A 19,370-nucleotide genomic window follows, 5' to 3' on the forward strand; every position below is an offset into this window, starting at 1 on the left:
GTCAGACGCCCTCGGCGGCGTGCACGACCCGGCCGTCGAACACCGTCATCGCGACCGGGGTGTCCGGCAGGTCGTGCGGGTCGAGCGCGGTGAGGGTGCCGTCGAGGACGGTGACGTCGGCGGCCTTCCCGGGTTCGAGGGTGCCCTTCCAGTCCTCGGCGAAGTCCTGCCAGGCGGCGTTGGCGGTGTAGGCGCGGACGGCCTCGGGCAGCCCGACGCGCTCCTCCGGCCCGTACGTCCGGCCGCTCGCCTTGGACTCGCGCAGCAGCATCGCGGCGATGCCCTGCCGCCAGTTCGGGTAGGTGACGGGCGCGTCGGAGCTGGCGGTGACGGGGATCCCGGCGTCGACCGCGGACCGGACCGGCCACTGGTAGGCGGCCCGGTCGGCGCCGAGCATCTCCTCCATCATGTCGGCGATCGTCCATTTGATCGCCGGGTTCATGTTGGCGCCGAACCCGTGCGCGGCGAGCTTGCGCAGGCTGCGGCGGCCGGCGAGGTCGGCGTGGATGACGTAGTGCCGCGGGTCGTCGCGGGGATGCTCGGCCTGCGCCGCCTCGAACGCGTCGACGACGGCGTCGATGGCGAGGTCGCCGGTGACGTGCACGCCGAGCTGGTGCCCGGCGGCGTGCGCGAGCCGGATCATCTCGGTCAGCTCGCGGGTGCGCAGCGCGTCGGCGGCGCCGTGCACGCACAGGCAGCCGTGGCCGCCGGTGGTGTACTCCTCGCTCATCCACGCGGTCTTGTTCGGCGGGATGCCGTCGGCGAACAGCTTCACGCCGAGGACGCGCAGCAGGCGCGGGTCGACGCCGTCCGGGATCTCGGCGCTCGCCAGCCCTTCGGCGATCTCGGCGGCGGACCCGCCCATCCCGGTGAGCAGCAGCAGGACGCTGACGCGGGCGCCGAGGTCGCCGGCGCGGGCGAGATCGGCGTAGACGTCGAGGGTGAGCTGCCCGGCGGCGCCCGCGAACAGGCTCTTGCCGCCGGGGCCGAGGCCGGGCTCGGTGTAGCTGGTGATGCCCTCGCGCTGCAGCGTCGCGACGGCCTCGCGGATCGCGCGCTCGATCTGGTCGCGGGTGTAGGCGGGCAGGTGCCGCTGGACGAGGGCCTGCGCGCCCTCGGCGAGCAGCCCGGTCGGGTTGCCCGCGCCGTCGACGTGGATGACGCCGCCCTCGGGGACGGGCGTGTCGGCGGTGACCCCGGCGACGTCGAGGGCGCGGGAGTTGGCCCAGGTGAGGTGGCCGCTGAAGTCCTGCAGGTAGACGGGGTGGTGCGGGGCGACGGCGTCGAGGTCGGCGCGATCGGGCATCCGGCGGCCGTCGGCGCATTCGGTGAGGTAGCCGGTGTCCCAGCCGTTGCCGCGGATCCAGGCGCCCTCCGGCAGCCGGGACGCGGCGTCCTTCACGGCGGCCTGGACGTCGGCGATGGAGCGCACGGCGGGGAACCCGACGTCCAGCGCGAGCGGCGGGCGAGTGGAGCCGAACGCGCAGCCGTGCAGGTGCGAGTCGTTGATGCCGGGCAGGACGGTCCGGCCGCGCAGGTCGACGACCTCGGTGCGCGGGCCGGCCAGCGCGCGGATCGCGTCGGTCGCGCCGACCGCGGTGACGGTCCCGCCGGTGATCGCCACCGCGCGGGCGGTGCGGAACGCGGCGTCGGCGGTGAGCACCTCGCCGTCCAGCAGCACCAGGTCGGGGGTGGCCTGGGGATCGGGGTTCGCGTGCATGTGCGCCTCTTCATTCGGGCCCAAACGTATTTGCGAACGTACGGGGCCAAACGAAGAACGGTCAATAACGGGCCGGTAACGGTGTGAGCCGCCTCACAAGCGCACGCGGGCATGCCAAAGCCGCCGGCGCCGCACCGGGCGCCGGCGGTCCCGGCCGGGCTTCAGGCGGTCAGCCGGCGAACGCCTCCTCGATCACCTCGAGCCCCTCGACGAGCAGATGCTCGGGGATGACCAGCGGAGGAAGGAAGCGCAGCACGTTCCCGTACGTCCCGGCGGTCAGCACCAGCACGCCCGCGGCATGGCAGCGCCGCGCGATCTCGGCCGTCAGCTCCGGGTCCGGGTCCTTGGTTCCGGGCCTGACCAGCTCGATCGCGATCATCGCGCCGCGCCCCCGGACGTCCCCGATCGCCTCGTGCTTCTCCGCGAGCGCGCGCAGCCGGGGCAGCATGATCTCCCCGATCCGGCGGGCCCGCTCGGTCAGCTTGCCCTCCTCGATCTCCTCCAGCACGGCGAGGGCCGCCTCGCAGGCCAGCGGGTTGCCGCCGTAGGTGCCGCCGAGCCCGCCGCCGTGCACCTTGTCCATGATGTCCGCGCGGCCGGTGACGCCCGCGAGCGGCAGCCCGCCCGCGATGCCCTTCGCCGTCGTGACCAGGTCCGGGACGATCCCCTCGTGCTCGCAGGCGAACATGTCGCCCGTCCGCGCGAAGCCCGTCTGCACCTCGTCCGCGACGAACAGGATCCCGTTCGCGCGGCAGAACTCCGCGATCGCGGGCAGGAACCCGGGCGCCGGCTCGATGAACCCGCCCTCCCCCTGGATCGGCTCGACGACCACCGCCGCCACGTTGGACGCGCCGATCTGCTTGGTGATCTGGTCGATCGCCTGCGCCGCCGCCTCCGGCCCGCAGTTCTCCGGCCCCGTCGGCCAGCGGAACGGGTACGCGAGCGGCATCCGGTACACCTCGGGCGCGTACGGGCCGAACCCCTGCTTGTACGGCATGTTCTTCGCGGTCAGCGTCATCGTCAGCAGCGTCCGGCCGTGGTAGCCGTGATCGAACACCACGACCGCCTGGCGGCCCGTCGCGTACCGGGCGATCTTGACGGCGTTCTCCACCGCCTCCGCGCCGCTGTTGACCAGGATCGACCGCTTCTCGTGGTCGCCCGGCGTGATCCGGTTCAGGTTCTCGCACACCGCCACGTACGACTCGTACGGCGCCACCATGAAGCAGGTGTGGGTGAACCGGTCCGCCTGCTCCTTCACCCGCGCGGCGACCCGCGAATTGGCGTTGCCGACGCTCGTCACCGCGATGCCGGAGCCGAAGTCGATCAGCGAGTTGCCGTCGGCGTCGACGACCACCCCGCCGCCCGCGTCCGTCACGTACACCGGCAGCACGCTGCCGACGCCGGGCGCCACCGCCGCGGCGCGGCGCTCCTGCAACTCCCGGGACCGCGGTCCCGGGATCTCGGTCACGACGCGGCGCTCCTGCGGCAGGCGCTCGCCGCCGCTCAGGTTCTGGCTGGTCATGGCGCGAACATAAGCCGAACCACCCCTACGATGAACCGTACGGGACGGCGAAATCCGTCCAAAGCTTTGGACATGAGGGAGTGCGCGTGCCGCCGACGCTGGCCGCCGTGGCGGCCCTGCCGCAGCTCGGCCTGCGCTCCCTCACCGGCCCGCTCCCGGACGCGCCGGTCGTGTGGGTCGCGGTCAGCGAGCTGGAGGACCCGACCCCGTTCCTCGAAGGCGGCGAGCTCGTCCTCACCACCGGCATGCGGCTCACCCCCGGCGGCGCCGCACCCTATGTCGACCGGCTCGTCGGGCGCGGCGTCGCCGGGCTCGGCTTCGCGGTCGGCGTCATCCACCCCGGCGTCCCGCCCGAGCTGCTCGCCGCCGCCCGCGACCGGGGCCTCGCGCTGCTGGAGGTGCCGCGCCCCACCCCGTTCATCGCGATCGGCAAGGCCGTCTCGCGGATGCTGGCCGCCGAATGGTACGAGGACGTCACCCGCGCGTTCCAGGCCCAGCGCGAGCTGACCCGCGCCGCGCTCACCGGGCCGGGCGCGCTCGTGCGGCGGCTGGCGCGGCTGCTCGGCGGGTGGGCGCTGCTGCTGGACGCGTCCGGCGCCGTCCGGCACGCCGAGCCCGCCGCCGCCCGCGACCGCGCCGCCGCCCTCGCCCCCGAGCTGGCGCGGCTGCGCCGCCGCCCCGCCTCGGGCTCCACACCGGCGAGCATGGCGCTCGCCGTGCCCGGCGACCACATCGTCCTGCAGCGGGTCGGGCTCGGCGGGCGGCCCCGCGGGTTCCTCGCCGTCGGGACGCGCGCGCCGCTCCCGCACGTCGCGCACACCATCGTCGGCGCGGCCGTCGCGCTGCTCACGCTCCAGTCGGAGACGCCCCGCACCGGCCGGGACGCGCGGGCCGCGCTCGCGGCGCTGCTCGCCGGGCTCCCCGCGACCGGCCCGGCCGTGCCGCGCGGACCGGTCCGGGTGCTGGCCTGCGCGGGCGGCGGCGCCGTCGTCGACGCGCTGGAGACCGACCCCGCCGGGGAGCGCTGCCTGGCCGCGCCGCTCGACGGCGGCACCGCCGTGATCGTCCCGGACGATCTGGCCGGCGCGGTCACGGCGCTGCTCGCGGGCACCGGCCCCATCGGCGTCAGCGACCCGGGCGAGGCGGACGCCGGGGCCGGGGCCCTCGCCGGGGCGCTGCGGCAGGCGGAGGACGCGCTCGCGGCGGCCCGCCGCACCGGACGGCAAGTCCTGCGCCACGCGGACCTGCCGGGGCAGGGCGTCCTCGGGCTGCTGGAGCCGGAGGCCGCGCGGGCCTTCGCCGCCGCGCTGCTCGCCCCGCTGGCCGCCGAGGACCTGGTCGGGACCGTCCGCGCCTACGTCGCCGCCAACGGGCAGGGCGAGGCCGCCGCCCGGGCGCTCGGCGTGCACCGGCACACCCTGCGGTCCCGGATCCGCAAGGCCGCCGAACTGCTGGGCCGCGACCTAGACGACCCCGCCGCCCGCGCCGAACTGTGGATCGCACTGGCCGTCACGTCCAACGGCGACGGCCCGATTGGCCGTCCTGGAGACTCGCCATCCGGGCCGCCGGAGATAGCGTGAGGTCATGAACGTGACCCCATTCTGGCTGGCCGGTCGCCCCGAGACCGGTGACGGTGAGCTGACCGTTACGCACCCCTACGACGGCCGGGTGGTCGGGACGGCCGCCGTGCCGACGCCCGCACAGGTGGAAGAGGCGGTCGCGGCGGCCGACGCGATCCGCAAGGAGGCCGCGGCGCTCCCCCTGCACGTCCGCGCGGAGGCCCTCGCGCACGTGTCCGCGCGGCTCGCCGAGCGGGCCGAGGAGGTCGCCCGGCTGATCACCGGCGAGAACGGCAAGCCGCTGCTGTGGGCGCGCGGCGAGGTGACCCGCGCGATCTCCACGTTCCGGTTCGCCGCCGAGGAGGCCCGCCGGTTCAGCGCCACCACCCAGCGGCTGGACACCGACCCCGCCGCCGAGGGCCGGATGGCGTACATCACCCGCGTCCCGAAGGGCCCGGTGCTCGGCATCTCGCCGTTCAACTTCCCGCTGAACCTCGCCGCCCACAAGATCGCCCCGGCGATCGCGGCGGGCACCCCGATCGTGCTGAAGCCGGCGCCCGCGACGCCGCTGTCGGCGCTGCTGCTCGGCGAGCTGCTCGCCGAGACGGACCTGCCCGCCGGGATGTTCTCCGTCCTGCCGGTCCCGAACGACCGCGCGTCCGCGCTCGTCGACGACCCGCGGCTGCCGATCGTGTCGTTCACCGGGTCCGTCCCCGTCGGCTGGGCGATCAACGACCAGGTGCCGCGCAAGCACGTCACTCTGGAGCTCGGCGGCAACGGCGCCGCGGTCGTGCTGCCGGACGCCGACCTCGACTGGGCCGCCAAGCGGATCGGGCTGTTCTCCAACTACCAGGCCGGGCAGAGCTGCATCGCCGTCCAGCGCGTCTACGTCGACCGGTCGGTGTACGAGGAGTTCGTGCCGAAGCTCGTCGAGCAGGTCGGCTCCCTCGTCACCGGCGACCCGTGGGACGACAAGACGCAGGTCGGCCCGCTGGTCAGCCAGGACGCCGCCGAGCGCGTCGAGGCGTGGGTGGACGAGGCCGTCGCGGCGGGCGCGAAGGTCCTGGTGGGCGGCACCCGCGAGGGCGCGACCTACGCCCCGACCGTCCTCGCCGACGTCCCCGCCGACGCGAAGGTGGCGCGCGAGGAGGTCTTCGGGCCGGTCATGCTGGTCCAGCCCGTCGACGGGGTGGACGAGGCGTTCGCGCTGGTCAACGACTCGAAGTTCGGGCTGCAGGCGGGCGTGTTCACGCGGAACCTCGACATCGCGTTCCGCGCCCACCGGGAGCTGGACGTGGGCGGCGTCGTCATCGGCGACGTCCCGTCCTACCGCGCCGACCAGATGCCGTACGGCGGCGTGAAGGACTCCGGCGTCGGGCGCGAGGGGCTGCGGTCGGCGATGGCCGACTACACCGAGGAGAAGGTCATGATCTTCACCGGCCTGCCCCTCTGACCACCACGTGGGCCCGCCCCCGCCCGGGGCGGGCCTTCGCGGGTCAGAGAAGGCCGGTCCGCAGCGCCCCGGCCGCTTCGGAGAGGGCCTCCTGGAACCGGCCGCCGAGCCCCCACATGTTCGCGAACCCGTGGATGAGGTCCTCCTGCCGGCGCAGCGCGACCCGCACCCCGGACTCCTGCAGCCGCTTCGCGAACGCCTCCCCCTCGTCCCGCAGCGGGTCGAACCCGGCGGTGACGAGGTAGGTGGCGGGGAACCCGCTCAGGTCGTCCGCGAGCAGCGGCGACACCTTCGGGTCGGTGCGCCGCGCCACGTCCGGGCAGTAGTGGTCGCTGAACCAGACCATGTCCGCGTCGGTCAGGTAGAAGCCGTCCGCAAACAGCTCCCGGGACCGCCGCCGCACCGACATGTCGGTCGCCGGGTAGAACAGCAGCGCGAAGTCCGGCCTGCGGTCCGCGAACGCCCCGACGACCGCCGCGAGGTTCCCGCCCGCGCTGTCGCCGCCGACCGCGATCGCGTCCGGCGACGCCCCGAGCGCCGCCGCGTTCTCCACCGCCCACGCGTACGCCGCGAGCGCGTCGTCCGCCGCCGCCGGGAACGGGTGCTCGGGCGCGAGCCGGTAGTCCACCGACAGCACCCGCACCTCCGCGTTCACCGCGAGGTACCGGCAGACCGAGTCGTGCGTCCCGACGTCGCCGATCACCCAGCCGCCGCCGTGGAAGAACACCAGCAGCGGCGAGCCCTCCGCCAGCCCCTTCGGCTCGTACAGCCGCGCCGGAACGGTCTCGGCGGCGGTGAGGTCCCGCGTCCGCACCGGCCGCTCCGGCAGCCGGTTGATGTACCGCTGCCCGCGGGCGAGGCCCTGCCGCGCCTCCGCCGGCGTCGCCCCGGTCAGGCTCGCGCCCTCCAGCCGCGTCATCAGCAGGAGCAGCTGCGCGTCCAGCGCGAGCCGCTGCCCGTCCCGCACCACCGGCCGCCCGGCGATCAGCCGCCGCACCGGATCGGGGAGCGCGTACACGGCGCGGAGCACGGCGCCCGCGACCGACGGCGGGACCATTTCGGCGAGCTGCGGCATCGACCCTCCAACCATTCGGACGTTCCGGACACCGTACCCCCCGCCGCCCCTCCCATCCGAACACGGTTCGGTCAAGCCCGCCCGACCCTCCCGGTGCGCGTCCGCGGCGACCCGGGACGGCCGGAACGCCGTGCGGGTAAGGGGTTCTGGTGGTCGGGCGGGGTGGCTAGGATCGTCGCGGCCGGGTGGCGGAGCGTGACTGGAGCGGGCGGATGCAGCGGTTCTGGAGGTTGCTCACGGGCTACGTCGACGTCGGCGTCGCGTTCGTGCTGGCCGTGGTCATCCTGGGCTTGGACGTCACCGGCATCGCGTCCACCAGCGTGGTGCAGAGCGCGACGATGGCGACGCTCGCGGTCGTGTCGATCGTCCTGCTGCGCGACCGGGCCCGCGGCGACACCCGCGGCGAACTCGTCCAGGAGTCGGTGAACGCGCTGGCGGACGGGCTGCGCCGGCAGCCGGACGTGCAGGTCGTCAGCGGCTCCGACTGCAACCGGGTGCTCGCCGAGGCGCGCCGCGACACCCGGGTGTGGTGGTTCCGCGGCGCGACCGGCGCCTACGTCCGCGCGGTCACGCTCCCCGAGTGCGTGCGGACGGCGCGGCCGCTGCGGCGCAAGCTGGAGTTCCGGCTGGAGATCCTCGACCCGATGGACCCGGACCTGTGCGGCCGGTTCGTCGGCCTGCACCAGCGGCTGGCGACCGCGCAGGACGCGCCGGAGCAGGCCTGGTCCGTCGAGGAGACGCGGCGCGAGCTGTTCGCGACGATCCTCGCCGGCTGCTGGCACCAGCAGCGCTACGAGATGCTCGACATCGACATCCGGCTGTCGTCGGCGTACTCGCTGCTGCGCTACGAGATGTCGACCAGCTGCCTGGTCTTCACCCAGCGCGGCCCGGAGTTCCCGGCGCTGGTCATCAACAGCGGCACGCCGACGTACCAGTGCTGGGAGTCGGAGCTGCACGTCAGCTTCCAGCAGGCCAAGCGGCTGCCGCTGGACACCGTCAAGCACCTGCGGCTCGGCGAGCAGCCGACGCCGGACGAGATGAGGCGGGTGTTCCTCGGCCTCGGCATCGAGCTGCCCGCCGACTACACCCAGAACGACCTCAAGGAGATCCGCCGGCTCGCGCTGGAGGCGGGCGACCCCTACGCGTAGCGTCGGCGGCTAGGTCGGACGGCGGGCCGTCCAGGCGTTCTCGAACATCTCGTGCAGGGGACGCGGGGGCAGCAGGCGCAGGAACGGCCCGCCCGCGGTCCTGTCGCGCCCCGCCCTGGCCAGGTGGGCGGCGAGCTTCGCGGTCTCGACGGGGATTTCGGGGGCCTTGAGCGCGAGCCATTCGCCGGGGATGAACGCGGTGCGGCCCGCGCGGGCGCGCTTGTCCTCCTGGACGAGGGCGCGGCCCACGAGCTCCGCCTGCGCCGCCTTGTGCCGCGCGGCCGTCCAGCCGTTCCACTTGCGGACGTTCCGGTCGGTCGGGCGGAGCAGCGTGAGCAACTGCAGGTAGAGGGCCGCCGCGTCCTCGCTCGTGCCGAGTTCGGCGGCGGCCTCGGCGACCAGGTCGGGGACGCTGAGCAGCGGGTTCGCCTCGTAGCCGCCGGGCGGGACGGGCGTCGCGGCGGCGCGGGCCGCCATGCCGGCGACGGCGTCCGCGCGCGCCCGGACGGCGTCGACGCGGCGGAGCAGCTCGTCCAGGCCGTGGTCGGCGCAGAGGTCTTCGAAGCGCGCGCGGGCCGCCGGGTCGGCGAGCGCCGACGTGCGCAGCACGACGGACGCCCGCCGCTGCCGGCCGTCGACGATCAGCAGGCCGTCGTCGAAGGCGAGGGCGGACGCGTCGGCCTCCACCGGCACCTCGCCCGCGGTCACCCGGCGGACCGGATGGGTGTGCGGCCCGAACAGCAGCCTGCGCCGCTCGGTGTCGCCGAGGGAGAGCTCGCCGAGCGGCACCAGCAGGCCGGGCGCGGCCAGCCGGGCTTCCAGCCGCGCGGCGAGGGCGGCCGCGCCGAGGGTCGCCGGATCGCCGGCGGGGCGCTCGGTCAGCGCCCACACCAGCACGGACGCGAGCGGGACGTACGGGTCGCCGTACAGGCCCCGCGGGCTCGCCGTGCCGCCGGGCAAGACGGTGTGGACGCCGATCCCGTACGATTCCCGGTCGGCGACGACGCAGGTCAGGTCGTCGGCGGCGAGCGTGGACGCGGCGGGGTCGGCGAGGGCGGCGGCCCACTGGTCGGAGACGCCGAGGTCGCGTTCCAGGTCCGCGACGAGGTCCTCGTCGACGGCGGCGCGGCGGCCGAGGAGCCCCGACCACGCCTCGGCCATGCGCACGGCGGCGGCCGCGAAGCCGCCCTCCTCCCACAGCTCGGCGGGGTCGTCGGGCATCCCGGCGGCGACGATGCGCTGCCGGCCGGGGACGCCGAGGCGGCTCGAGAGGTCCTCGGCCTCCCGCGCGATCTGCTTGGTCGCCGAGTACGGCTTGGTCCGCAGCATCTTCGCGTGGGCATCGAACCGGGTGCCGGCGTCGCCGCCCTCGTACGCGCGCCGGGGCAGGCCGTCGAGGACGAGGGTCGCGATCGCGCGGCGGACGCCGGTGGCCCGCGTGAACGCGGCGACCGCGTCCTTGTCCGCTGCGAGCGGCCCGTGCCGGTCGTACAGGTCGAGGAGGCGGCGGAGCCGGGCGGCGTCGTCCCGGGTGACGGTGACGGTCTCGGCCTTCTTCGCGCCGGCCGGCTCCGGAGCGTCGGCGCGCTGCACGAACCGGTAGGCGCGCTCGGGGTCGATCGGCCCGTCGGCGGACGGGACGACGCCGACGATGACGGTCGCGTCGAGCCCGGCGAGGGCGGCGCCGGTCGCGTAGCCGCGCCGCCATCCGCCGGGGTGCGCGAACGGCTGGTCCGCCCAGGTGCGCAGCAGTGCGGCGAGGGCCGCCCGGTCCCGGTCCGGGGTGCCGGGTGCGACGAGCCGCCACGCCGCCGCGTCGATCGCGCCGAGCAGCGGCGACCAGTCGAGGGGGCGCGCGGGCGGGCTGACCAGCCGGACGGTCTCGTCGATCGCGCCGGCGAGGAACCGGCCGTCGGCGGCGATCGCCGTGACGGTCGCGGGCCGCGGCGACCGCTCCTGCCTCGCGTGCAGCGGCGGCGCGGGCAGCAGGCCGAGCAGCGCGTCGTCCAGGTCGGGGTCGGGGGTTTCGGCGGGCGGCCGCACCCGCGCGCCGGACCGGATCACCTCGACGCGGCGCGACAGCGCACGCCGGCGGTCCAGCACGGCCGCGGCGCGCAGCACCGTGTCGACGACCCCGGCGACGATCGCCGGGTCGGTCACCCCGGGCAGCTCGCGGGCCAGCGCGTCCCGCACCGCTTCCGGCGAGGGCGCGGCGTCCAGCAGGGCGCGGGCGGTCTCCTCGCCGGTGCGGCGGAGCGCCACCGACGACGCGGTGTCGCGCGGCGCGAGGAAGTGCCAGAAGGCGGGCGGCGGGAGCTGCGGCCGGTCCTTGCGGTCCGGCCACGGCTTGACCTCCCCGCCCGGGAACGGGCGCCCCTCCCACAGCAGCGAGCCGTCGGACGGGTCGTGGCAGCGCATCTCCCTGATCGCGCTGTAGCGGACCGACGCCATCACCAGGTCAGGGCCGCCGGGCATGCGGAGGACGCCCCACGGGGTGCCGCCGTTCTCGGTGTAGCGGAGCGCGCCGCGGCGGCCGTCGACGCCCTCGATCGTCCAGCCGGAGGGCGGCCGGCCGCGCTCCGCCTTCCGCTCGGCGACGCGGAAGCCGGCGAGGCCTCCGGAGGAACCGAGCGGCGACGCGGTCACGCCGTCAGGGAGCCGGACGAAGCTGCACTGGTCGAAGTCCCACGCCTCGTCGTCGCCGGGCGGTTCGGCGGCGAGGAAGCCGGGCAGCGCCCCGGCGGGCCGCTGCTCGCCGGACGCGAGGTCGAGCACCGTCCAGTCGCCGAGCGAGCGCGCATAGCTCGGCGAGCTCCAGACACGGGAGCCGTCGGAGAACTGCCGCTCATGGCGGCCCATGCCCTCCCGGCCTCCGGGCGCCAGGACGCGCTCGCCGTCGAAGCGTCCGCCGCCTGCCTCGAACTGGAAGCCGAGCGCGCCCTCCTGCGGCCCGCGCCAGGCATGCAGCCCGTAGTTGACGGCGGGCTCGAAGACGTCGCCGGGAGCGCTCGCCCAGAACGCGTGCGTGGCGGCGCTCGCGTGCTCGCGCTCGGACCAGCCGATGAGGAAGTCGCCGCCCGCGTAGTGGACGGTGTGCAGCGTCGTCCCCTCGGGGAGGGTGAACGCGCACTCGCCGCGCCGTCCCGCGTGGTCGACGGCGATCGCGCGGCCGCGCCCGTAGACGGTCAGGACGGGCCAGGTGCACGTCACGCCGGCGACGGGCCCGCCGAGGTCCGCGAGCGCCTCGTCCAGCGCGGGCCAGCCGAGTTCGGCGATGATGCCGGCGCGGAGCGTGCGGGCGAGCGGGACGACGAGGTCGAGCCCGGCGAGCGCGTCGCCGAGGCCGTCCAGCGCGGCGGCCGTCGGGGGGTCGAGCAGGCCTTCCAGCACGGCCATGGCCTGCCCGGCGGCGGCGACCCCGCCCTCGGCGGCGCGGTCGATCTGCCGGCCGATCCTCTCGTGGACGGCCTTCTCCACGCCGGGCGTCTCGGGCAGCCGCGAGATCGCGGTGCCCTGCCGCAGCCCCGCGTGGACGGTGCCCTCCAGCCGCGGCCCGAACACGGGGTCGGCGGCAAGGGCCTTCAGGTCGCGGCGGGACCGCTCGCCCCAGAAGTTCAGCCGCACGCCCTCGCCCGGATCCTCCACGGCGACGCCTTCGGCGAGGCACGCGTCGACGAGGTCGGCGTCGAACGGCCAGGCGCCCCCGTAGCGCGACTCGTGCAGCCGCACCGGGACGGCCTCGGCGCGCAGCCGGGCGGCGAGGCGCGGCAGCACGCCGTACAGCTCGTCCGGCATCGGCTGGACGGTGATGCCGCCATAGGCGACGCGGACGTAGGAGTAGTGCGCAGCGAACGCGCCGAGCCAGCCCGCGAGCCCGCCGGACGGGCGGACCTCGCCGTCCGCCATCGCGTCGACGATCCCGGCGGCGTCCAGCATCCGCAGCCACGCGGAACCGTCGACCGCGCCGGTCGGGAAGATCTCCGCGAGCCCGGCGCGCAGGGCGGCGGGCGGCGGCGCCTTGGCGAACACCCGCGCGGCGCCGTCGAGCACGCCGTCCGGGACGGCGGTGCCGCGCGCGTCGGCCAGGGCCTGCGCGAGGATCTCGGCGTCCTCGGACAAACCGAGCCCGGCCGCCTTCGCCGACCTGCGGACGCGGGTGTGCAGGTCGGCGGGCGGCGCGGCGCCGGCCCGTCCCCAGGCGGCGACGAACCGGGCGAACTCGCGGTGCGCGCGGTCGGCCGGGTACGTCGCGGCGAGCCACTCCTGGTGCTCGCGGATCCGCGCGGCGCCGATGGCCCCGCCCCCCGCGAACAGGAGGGCGTTGTCCACCCGGTACTGGGCGTCGACCGGCAGCGCGTGCCGGGCCTCGGCGTCGCGCGCGTCCGCGTAGGCGGTGGCGGCGTGCCGGGGCGCGATCCGGATCAGCCGGTGCCCGACGGTGTCCCAGAACCAGGGGAGGTGCGCGGCGGGCAGGCGGCGCACCTCCCGCTTCATGTCGTCCAGGAACCGGCCGGGACGCGCGTACGCGCGCGCGAGCCCGGTACGGACGGTCGCGAACAGCTTCTCCGCGTCGGGCGCGGCATCGGGGTCGGCCTCCCCGACCCAGTCCAGGTAGAGGGTCGACTGCGCGGGGTCTGCCGGGAGCTGCGGGGACATGGCGGGCAGTATGGCAGCGTCCCCGGACATAACACGCGGGAAACGATCAAGCCGGGGACCGGGCCGGTGATCAGGCCAGGGGTCGGGCCAGGGGTCAGGCCAGGGCGACGGTCACCGGCATCTCCTTGATCCCGTTGACGAAGTTGGACCGCACCCGCCGGATCCCGCCCGCGAGCCGCACGTCCGCCAGCCGCGGCAGCAGCTCCTCGAACATGATCCGCATCTCCAGCCGGGCGAGCGCGCTGCCCAGGCAGAAGTGCGAGCCCTTCCCGAACGCGATGTGGTCGTTCGGGGTCCGGGTCACGTCGAACCGGTACGGGTCGGCGAACACGTCCTCGTCGCGGTTCGCGGACGCGAACCACAGCACGACCTTGTCGCCCGCGCGGATCGCGGTGCCGCCGACCTCGGTGTCGCGGGTCGCGGTGCGGCGGAAGTGGTACACCGGCGACGCCCAGCGCAGGAACTCCTCCACCGCGACCGGCATCAGCTCCGGCTCCTCGCGCAGCCGCTCCGCCTGCTCCGGATGCTCGATCAGCGCGCGCATCGCGTGCGTGATGGCGTGCCGGGTCGTCTCGTTGCCCGCGACGACCAGCAGCAGGAAGTAGTTGTCGAAGTCGCGGTCCGACAGCGGCACGCCGTCCATCGGCGTCTGGTTCACCAGCCGGCTGACCAGGTCGGTGCCCGCCCCGCCGCGCCGCTTCGCCGCCAGCTCCCGCCCGTACTCGAACACCTCCAGCGACGCCGGGCTGCGGAACGGCAGGTCGCGGTAGCGCTCGCTCTCCTCGCTGTGCAGCAGGACGTCCGCGTAGTCCGGGTCGGTGTTGGCGATGATCCGGTTGCCCCAGTCGATGAGCTTCTGCGTGTCGCCGTCGGGGACGTCCAGCATCCGCGCCAGCACGTTGATCGGGAAGTCCGCGGCGATCTCCGCGACGAAGTCGAAGGTGCCGTGCGCGAGCGCCCGGTCGAGCGTCCGCGCGGTCAGGCCGCGCAGGAACGTCGCGTACCCGGCGACAGCGCGCGGCGTGAACTCGCGCTGCAGGACGCGGCGGAGCGCGTTGTGCCGCGGCCCGTCCGTCTCCAGCAGCGAGCGCCGGATCTCGGCCTGCCGCTCGTCCACCTCCTCCAGGTTCACGAACTTCTCGGAGGTGAACCGCTCCTGGTCGCGGTCGACGGCGACGACGTCGGCGTGCCTGGTCAGCGACCAGAACCCGCTGCCGCCGTCGGACTCGGGGTTCCAGTGGACGGGCGCGGTGCGGCGCAGCGCGTCGAACATCCGCCAGGGCGTCTCGTCGTCGAGGAAGTTGCCGGGGTCCGCGAGGTCCACGGCCAGGGTGTCACCGGTCAACGCGCATGCTCCTTGTGGGTGGCCTTACAGGTGGTAGGCGTACTCGCGGAACTCCCAGTCGGTGACGTGCCGCTGGAACCGCGCGACCTCGTCCCGCTTGTAGGCGAGGAACGCCGACACGAACCGCTCGCCGAGCACGCCGGTCAGGGCCTCGTCCGCTTCGAGGGCGTCCAGCGCGGCGGTCAGGTCACCGGGAAGGACGGGCGCCTTCGCGGCGTCGTAGCCGTAGCCCTCCAGCGGCGGCGGGGCGTCGAGCTTGTCGCGGACGCCCAGGTAGACGGCCGCGAGCAGGCCCGCGACGCCGAGGTAGGGGTTGGCGGAGGCGTCCCCGAGCCGGACCTCCAGGCGGGACGCGGCGCCCCGCTCCGGCGGGATCCGCACCATCGCGCTGCGGTTGTCGAGCCCCCAGTCGATCAGCCACGGCGCGAGCGTGTCGGGGCCGAACCGCTTGTAGGAGTTGATCGTCGGGTTCAGCAGCGCGGCGAGCGCGGGCGCGTGCTCGAGCACCCCGGCGACCGCCTGGTGCGCGGTCTCCGACAGGCCGTGCGCGCCGTCGCCCTCGAACGCGTTCCGCCCCTCCGCGTCCAGGCAGGACAGGTGGACGTGGAAGCCGGAGCCGCCCTCGTCGTCGAACGGCTTCGCCATGAACGTGGCGAGCAGGCCCTGCGTCCGGGCGATCTCCTGGACGGCCGACTTGAAGCGGAACGCGCGGTCGGCGGCGTCCAGCGCGCCCGAATGGTCCAGGTTGATCTCGAACTGGCCGCCGCCGAACTCGTGGTTGCCCATCGTCACGCCGAGCCCGAGGTCGCGCAGGTGCCGGAGGGTCCGCAGCAGGTGGTTGCCGGGGTCGCCCCTGAGGCCGGACGAGTAGACGTTGCCGGGCGCGTCCCCGTACCGGCGCCATCCCGTGGGCGAGGACTCGTCAGGCTCGCAGAGGTAGTACTCCAGTTCGGGCCCGGCGACCGGTTCGAGGCCGATCTCGCCCATGCGGGCGACGGCGCGGCGCAGCACGTCGCGCGGGCCCTCGGCGCAGAGGTCGCCGCCGCCGGGCTCGTAGGCGTCGGCGAGGCAGGACGCGACGCCCGGCTCCCACGGCAGCGCCGCGAGCGTCGACAGGTCGGGGCGCACGCAGATGTCGGGGAGCCCCGCGTCGAGCCCGCCCGCGACCTCGACCACGTCGCCCCGCGGGCTCGTGTGGTAGATCGCGCGGCAGAACGACAGGCCGTGCTCGGCGACCGCGGGCAGCCGCTCGACCAGCACGTCCCGGGACCGGTCGACGCCGATCAGGTCGGGGTACTGGACGCGGACGACGTCGACGCCGCCGGCGGTCAGCCGGCGCACCGCGTCCCGCACCGGCTCGGCGCCGGCGGCGGGCTCCTGTCGGCTCACTCGCTCGCTCCCCTCCGGGTTCGTTTGGGCTCAAACCATATGGCGGCCGGTGGATCCTGACAAGAGTCCCGCCGGCCAGACCTCGATCACCAGGGGCGGAGTGACAAAACCGGGCGGGCGGCATATCGTATGGGCCCAAACGAAACGGAGGTCCCCGGTGGCGCACGTGCGAGGATTCCTGCACCCGAAGACCGCGACGGGCCGCTCGTCGCTGATCCCGAGCCCGCCCTGGCACTACTCGGGCGACCTGCTCACCGTCGAGTACCGCACCGACCCCGCCCGCGTCGCCGAGCTGCTGCCCGACCCCCTCGCCCCCGCCCCCGACGACCCCGGCGCCGTCGCGATCATCTGGGCCGACTGGCAGTCCTGCTCCGACTCCGCCGAGGAGCTGCTCGACCCCGTCCACGCCCAGTACAAGGAGTGCTTCGTCGTCGTCCGCTGCTCGTTCGAGGGCCGGACCTACTCCCGCTGCGTCTACATCTGGGTCGACAAGGACTTCGCCATCGCCCGCGGCCTGCACCAGGGCTATCCGAAGAAGTTCGGCTCCGTCCACCAGACCCGCCCGCACCCCTACGGCCGCGGCGCCCCGCGCATCGCCCCCGGCGGACGGTTCGGCGCCACCCTCGCCGCCGCCGACCGCCGCCTCGCCGAGGCCGTCGTGACGCTGCGCGAACCGTCCGAGACCAACGGCTTCGTCAACGGCCACCCGATGGCCCACCACCGCCACCTGCCGTCCATCGAGCCCGGCAAGCCCGCCGCGCTCGACGAGCTGATCGAGTCCGGCGGCGCCGCCTTCGAGGCCGGCCAGGCCTGGACCGGCGACGCCGACCTGCGGCTCTTCGACTCCCCCACCGAGGAGCTGTCCCGGCTGACCGTCGAGGAGCCCATCGCCGCCTACTACCGCCAGGTCGGCGTCACCTGGAACGGCGGCCGCGTCCTCGCCTGAGGGATCACGCCGGAAGCGCGGGCCCCAGGCTCGCCTGCACGTACGCCATGCCCTCGGCGAACCGCGGATCCATCGCGCGCTCGCCGATCTGCTCGGGCGTCGGCTCGGCGAGCCGCTCCTGGATCCACCAGACGTTGCCCAGCGGGTCCCGGACGCGCCCGACCTTGTCGCCCCAGAACAGCTCGGTCGGACGGGTGACCACGCTCGCGCCCGCCGCGACGGCGCGCTCCACGACCGCGTCGGCGTCGTCCACGAACAGCCGGAGCAGCCCCGGCGTCTCGACCGGGAACGGCGAGTCGAACATGAGCACGACCGAGTCGCCGATCCGGGCCTCGGCGTGCCCGATCCGCCCGTCCACCTCCATCCGGCTCAGCTCCTCGCCGCCGAACGCGTCCTCGATGAACCGGATCAGCGCCGCGGTGTCCCGCGTGACGATCCACGGCGTGACCGTGCCGTACCCCTCGGGCGCCTTGGGAAAGTCGGCCATGATGTCCCCTCTCTCGCGGCTTCCGACTCTAACAGAACGGAATGATTCGTTCCACTAATTCTGGGCTAGGGTCGGGCGGCGTGGACCTCGAAGCCGTGCGCACGTTCGCCGCCGCCGCGGACGCGGGCCGCTTCCAGCACGCCGCGGCGGAGCTGTCCATCACCCAGCAGGCCGTCTCCAAGCGCATCGCCGCCCTCGAGAAGGACCTCGGCGTCCGCCTCTTCACCCGCACCGCCCGCGGGGCCCGCCTCACCATCGACGGGCAGGCGTTCCTCCCCCACGCCCGCGCCCTCCTCCAGGCCGAGGAGCGCGCCCTCGCCTCCGTCGCCCCCGGCCGCCGCGCGCTCCGCGTCGACGTGATCGGCCGCCGCCTCGCCCCCGCCGGCCTCCTGCGCGACTTCCACCGCGCCCACCCCGGCACCCCCCTCGACGTCGTCACCCTCTTCGACGCCGCCGCCGCGCTCGACGCGATCGCCGCTGGCACCATCGACGCGTCCTTCCGCGCCCTCACCACCCCCGACCGGCTCCCCGCCGGCCTCGCGTCAGCGCGCGTTCTCGACGAACCCATCCAGCTCGTCACCGGCCCGGCCCACGCCTTCGCCGCCGCCCGCCGCGTCCGCCCGGCCGACCTCGCCGGGCACCGCATCTGGATGCCCGGCATCGTCCCCGGCACCGAATGGGCCGCCTTCTACGACGACCTCGCCGCCGCCTTCGGCCTCACCATCGACCCCGTCGGCCCCCACTTCGGCCTCGAACCGCTCCTCGACGCCATCGCCGACTCCGCCGCCCTCGCCACCTTCGTCGGCGACCGGACCCGCCTCGTCTGGCCCGCCGACCACGGCCTGCGCCGCATCCCCGTCCACGACCCGACGCCCGTCTACCCGCACTCCCTCATCTGGCGCCGCGACAACCCGCACCCCGCCCTCACCGCACTCCGCACCCACCTAGGCACACCACCCGCCGCCCCCGACACCTGGACCCCACCCTGGGCACACCGCACACCGTCCCCCGCATAACGGCCTGAGCCACCGGACGAGGCGCCGCCAACACGACGGACATGCGAAACACGCTGCGTCCGCACCCACCGTTCGCCTTCCCGCTTCGCGCCCGTGCATCCACGTTTCGACAGGCATCGAGATGTCTCGGGCCTAGATTCCGCACCGGAGCCGTCCCCTGTCTCCACCGGATCGGGCCTGCCCCATCCGACCGCGCGACACACTGGAGGCCGAGAATGTCGGACGAGGTCCCGACCACCGACGATCGGGAGCCCGCGCTGGTCGTGACTTCGATGATCGACCACGTCCTCGACCTGGCCGCCACCTGGACGAACTGGGACGGTCGCCCGATGCGCGCCGACGAGCGGCTCTACACCCCGCACAAGGCGATCCGCCGAGTCACCGATCACCTCATCGATCACCTGGCCGAGGTGGAAGCACGCCTGGCGGGCAGCCCCACCATCCCCGATCGCTGGCACGCGTCGGCGAGCACGACCCCCGCCGACCTGGCCCCCTTCACCGACCAGGACTTGGACGAGGCCAGAAGTCGGCTCACCCGGCTCAGCCAGATCTGGGCCGCCCGCCTGACCGCGCTCACCGCGGACCAGCTCGACCGATCGCCCGGTGCAGGCTGGACATTCCGCCAGATCGCATTCCACCTGGCAGAGTCGGCCTACTACGCCGACGCGGTGGGTGACCTCTCAGTGGTCGGATCCGATCGCTGATCTTCTAGGTCGTAGCAGTCTGCGGCGCTGCCCGACTGAGCCGAACATCGCACCTCGGCAGCCGCTCGGACGTTTGAGCGTTTGGGTCCTCAAGCGCTCGGGTGCTTCGGCGAGAGGGGTGCTCGACTGCTTGGGCGCGCTCAGGCGAGGCGGCGCCAGGAGGACGGGACGGTGCCGTGAGAACGGGACGGTCCCGGGAGAACGGGACGGTCCCGGGAGAACGGCAAGAGGGGTGTTTGGGGGCATCGGCAAGAGGGGTGTTCGGGTGGTGGGGTGGCGCTTGCGTACGGGGCCGCCCCTCCAAAGTCAAGGGCGCCTTCGGCGTCGCTACGCGATGGACTTCGTCCACC

Annotated in this window: 13 protein-coding genes; 6 read left to right on the plus strand and 7 right to left on the minus strand. The window is 74.8% G+C overall.

From position 1 onward, the window contains the following. Position 1 precedes the first annotated feature (1 nt). Together AB0C78_RS35610 and gabT are read right to left on the minus strand one after the other, a co-directional pair. Positions 2-1,720, minus strand: a complete 1,719-nt coding sequence (locus AB0C78_RS35610) for an amidohydrolase (protein ID WP_360756786.1) — start codon at positions 1,718-1,720, stop codon at positions 2-4. A gap of 169 nt (positions 1,721-1,889) precedes the next feature. After that, complete coding sequence (gene gabT / locus AB0C78_RS35615; RefSeq protein WP_360756788.1) at positions 1,890-3,242, minus strand: 4-aminobutyrate--2-oxoglutarate transaminase; 1,353 nt, start codon at positions 3,240-3,242, stop codon at positions 1,890-1,892. Between the two features lie 86 nt (positions 3,243-3,328). On the opposite strand from gabT, the gene AB0C78_RS35620 reads away from it, so the two are divergent. Further along, complete coding sequence (locus tag AB0C78_RS35620) at positions 3,329-4,822, plus strand: PucR family transcriptional regulator (RefSeq protein ID WP_360756791.1); 1,494 nt, start codon at positions 3,329-3,331, stop codon at positions 4,820-4,822. 4 nt (positions 4,823-4,826) lie between these two features. Continuing rightward, positions 4,827-6,254: an aldehyde dehydrogenase family protein gene (locus tag AB0C78_RS35625; RefSeq protein WP_360756793.1), complete on the plus strand. Its 1,428-nt coding sequence runs from the start codon at positions 4,827-4,829 to the stop codon at positions 6,252-6,254. A gap of 43 nt (positions 6,255-6,297) precedes the next feature. Here the strand turns inward: AB0C78_RS35625 and AB0C78_RS35630 are convergent, their stop codons facing one another. After that, positions 6,298-7,329, minus strand: a complete 1,032-nt coding sequence (locus tag AB0C78_RS35630; RefSeq protein WP_360756796.1) for an alpha/beta hydrolase — start codon at positions 7,327-7,329, stop codon at positions 6,298-6,300. A gap of 185 nt (positions 7,330-7,514) precedes the next feature. Between AB0C78_RS35630 and AB0C78_RS35635 the strand changes: the two genes are divergently transcribed. Further along, the gene (locus AB0C78_RS35635) at positions 7,515-8,477 is read left to right on the plus strand and encodes a hypothetical protein (RefSeq protein WP_360756798.1); all 963 of its coding nucleotides are present in this window, start codon (positions 7,515-7,517) and stop codon (positions 8,475-8,477) included. A 9-nt stretch (positions 8,478-8,486) separates the two neighbouring features. Here the strand turns inward: AB0C78_RS35635 and AB0C78_RS35640 are convergent, their stop codons facing one another. The 3 genes from AB0C78_RS35640 to AB0C78_RS35650 form a co-directional block, all read right to left on the minus strand. Next, a complete protein-coding gene (locus tag AB0C78_RS35640) occupies positions 8,487-13,133 on the minus strand; it encodes a hypothetical protein (RefSeq protein WP_360756801.1) in 4,647 nt (1,548 codons plus the stop codon). Positions 13,134-13,227: 94 nt separating this feature from the next. After that, positions 13,228-14,478, minus strand: a complete 1,251-nt coding sequence (locus AB0C78_RS35645; protein ID WP_360756804.1) for a cytochrome P450 — start codon at positions 14,476-14,478, stop codon at positions 13,228-13,230. A 24-nt stretch (positions 14,479-14,502) separates the two neighbouring features. Next, entirely contained in the window at positions 14,503-15,867 is a 1,365-nt protein-coding gene (locus AB0C78_RS35650) for a glutamine synthetase family protein (protein WP_360756806.1), read from the minus strand. A 157-nt stretch (positions 15,868-16,024) separates the two neighbouring features. Between AB0C78_RS35650 and AB0C78_RS35655 the strand changes: the two genes are divergently transcribed. Continuing rightward, the gene (locus AB0C78_RS35655) at positions 16,025-16,813 is read left to right on the plus strand and encodes an acetoacetate decarboxylase family protein (protein ID WP_360756809.1); all 789 of its coding nucleotides are present in this window, start codon (positions 16,025-16,027) and stop codon (positions 16,811-16,813) included. A 4-nt stretch (positions 16,814-16,817) separates the two neighbouring features. Here the strand turns inward: AB0C78_RS35655 and AB0C78_RS35660 are convergent, their stop codons facing one another. After that, positions 16,818-17,300, minus strand: coding sequence for a VOC family protein (locus AB0C78_RS35660; RefSeq protein WP_360756812.1), 483 nt, complete (start codon positions 17,298-17,300; stop codon positions 16,818-16,820). A gap of 80 nt (positions 17,301-17,380) precedes the next feature. On the opposite strand from AB0C78_RS35660, the gene AB0C78_RS35665 reads away from it, so the two are divergent. Next, complete coding sequence (locus tag AB0C78_RS35665; RefSeq protein WP_360756814.1) at positions 17,381-18,316, plus strand: LysR family transcriptional regulator; 936 nt, start codon at positions 17,381-17,383, stop codon at positions 18,314-18,316. 215 nt (positions 18,317-18,531) lie between these two features. Next, on the plus strand, positions 18,532-19,020 hold the full coding sequence (locus tag AB0C78_RS35670; RefSeq protein ID WP_360756817.1) for a hypothetical protein: 489 nt from the start codon (positions 18,532-18,534) through the stop codon (positions 19,018-19,020). Positions 19,021-19,370 lie beyond the last annotated feature (350 nt).

Origin of the sequence: Actinomadura sp. NPDC048394 (assembly GCF_040651755.1) — a bacterium.
GTDB lineage: Bacteria > Actinomycetota > Actinomycetes > Streptosporangiales > Streptosporangiaceae > Spirillospora > Spirillospora montaniterrae.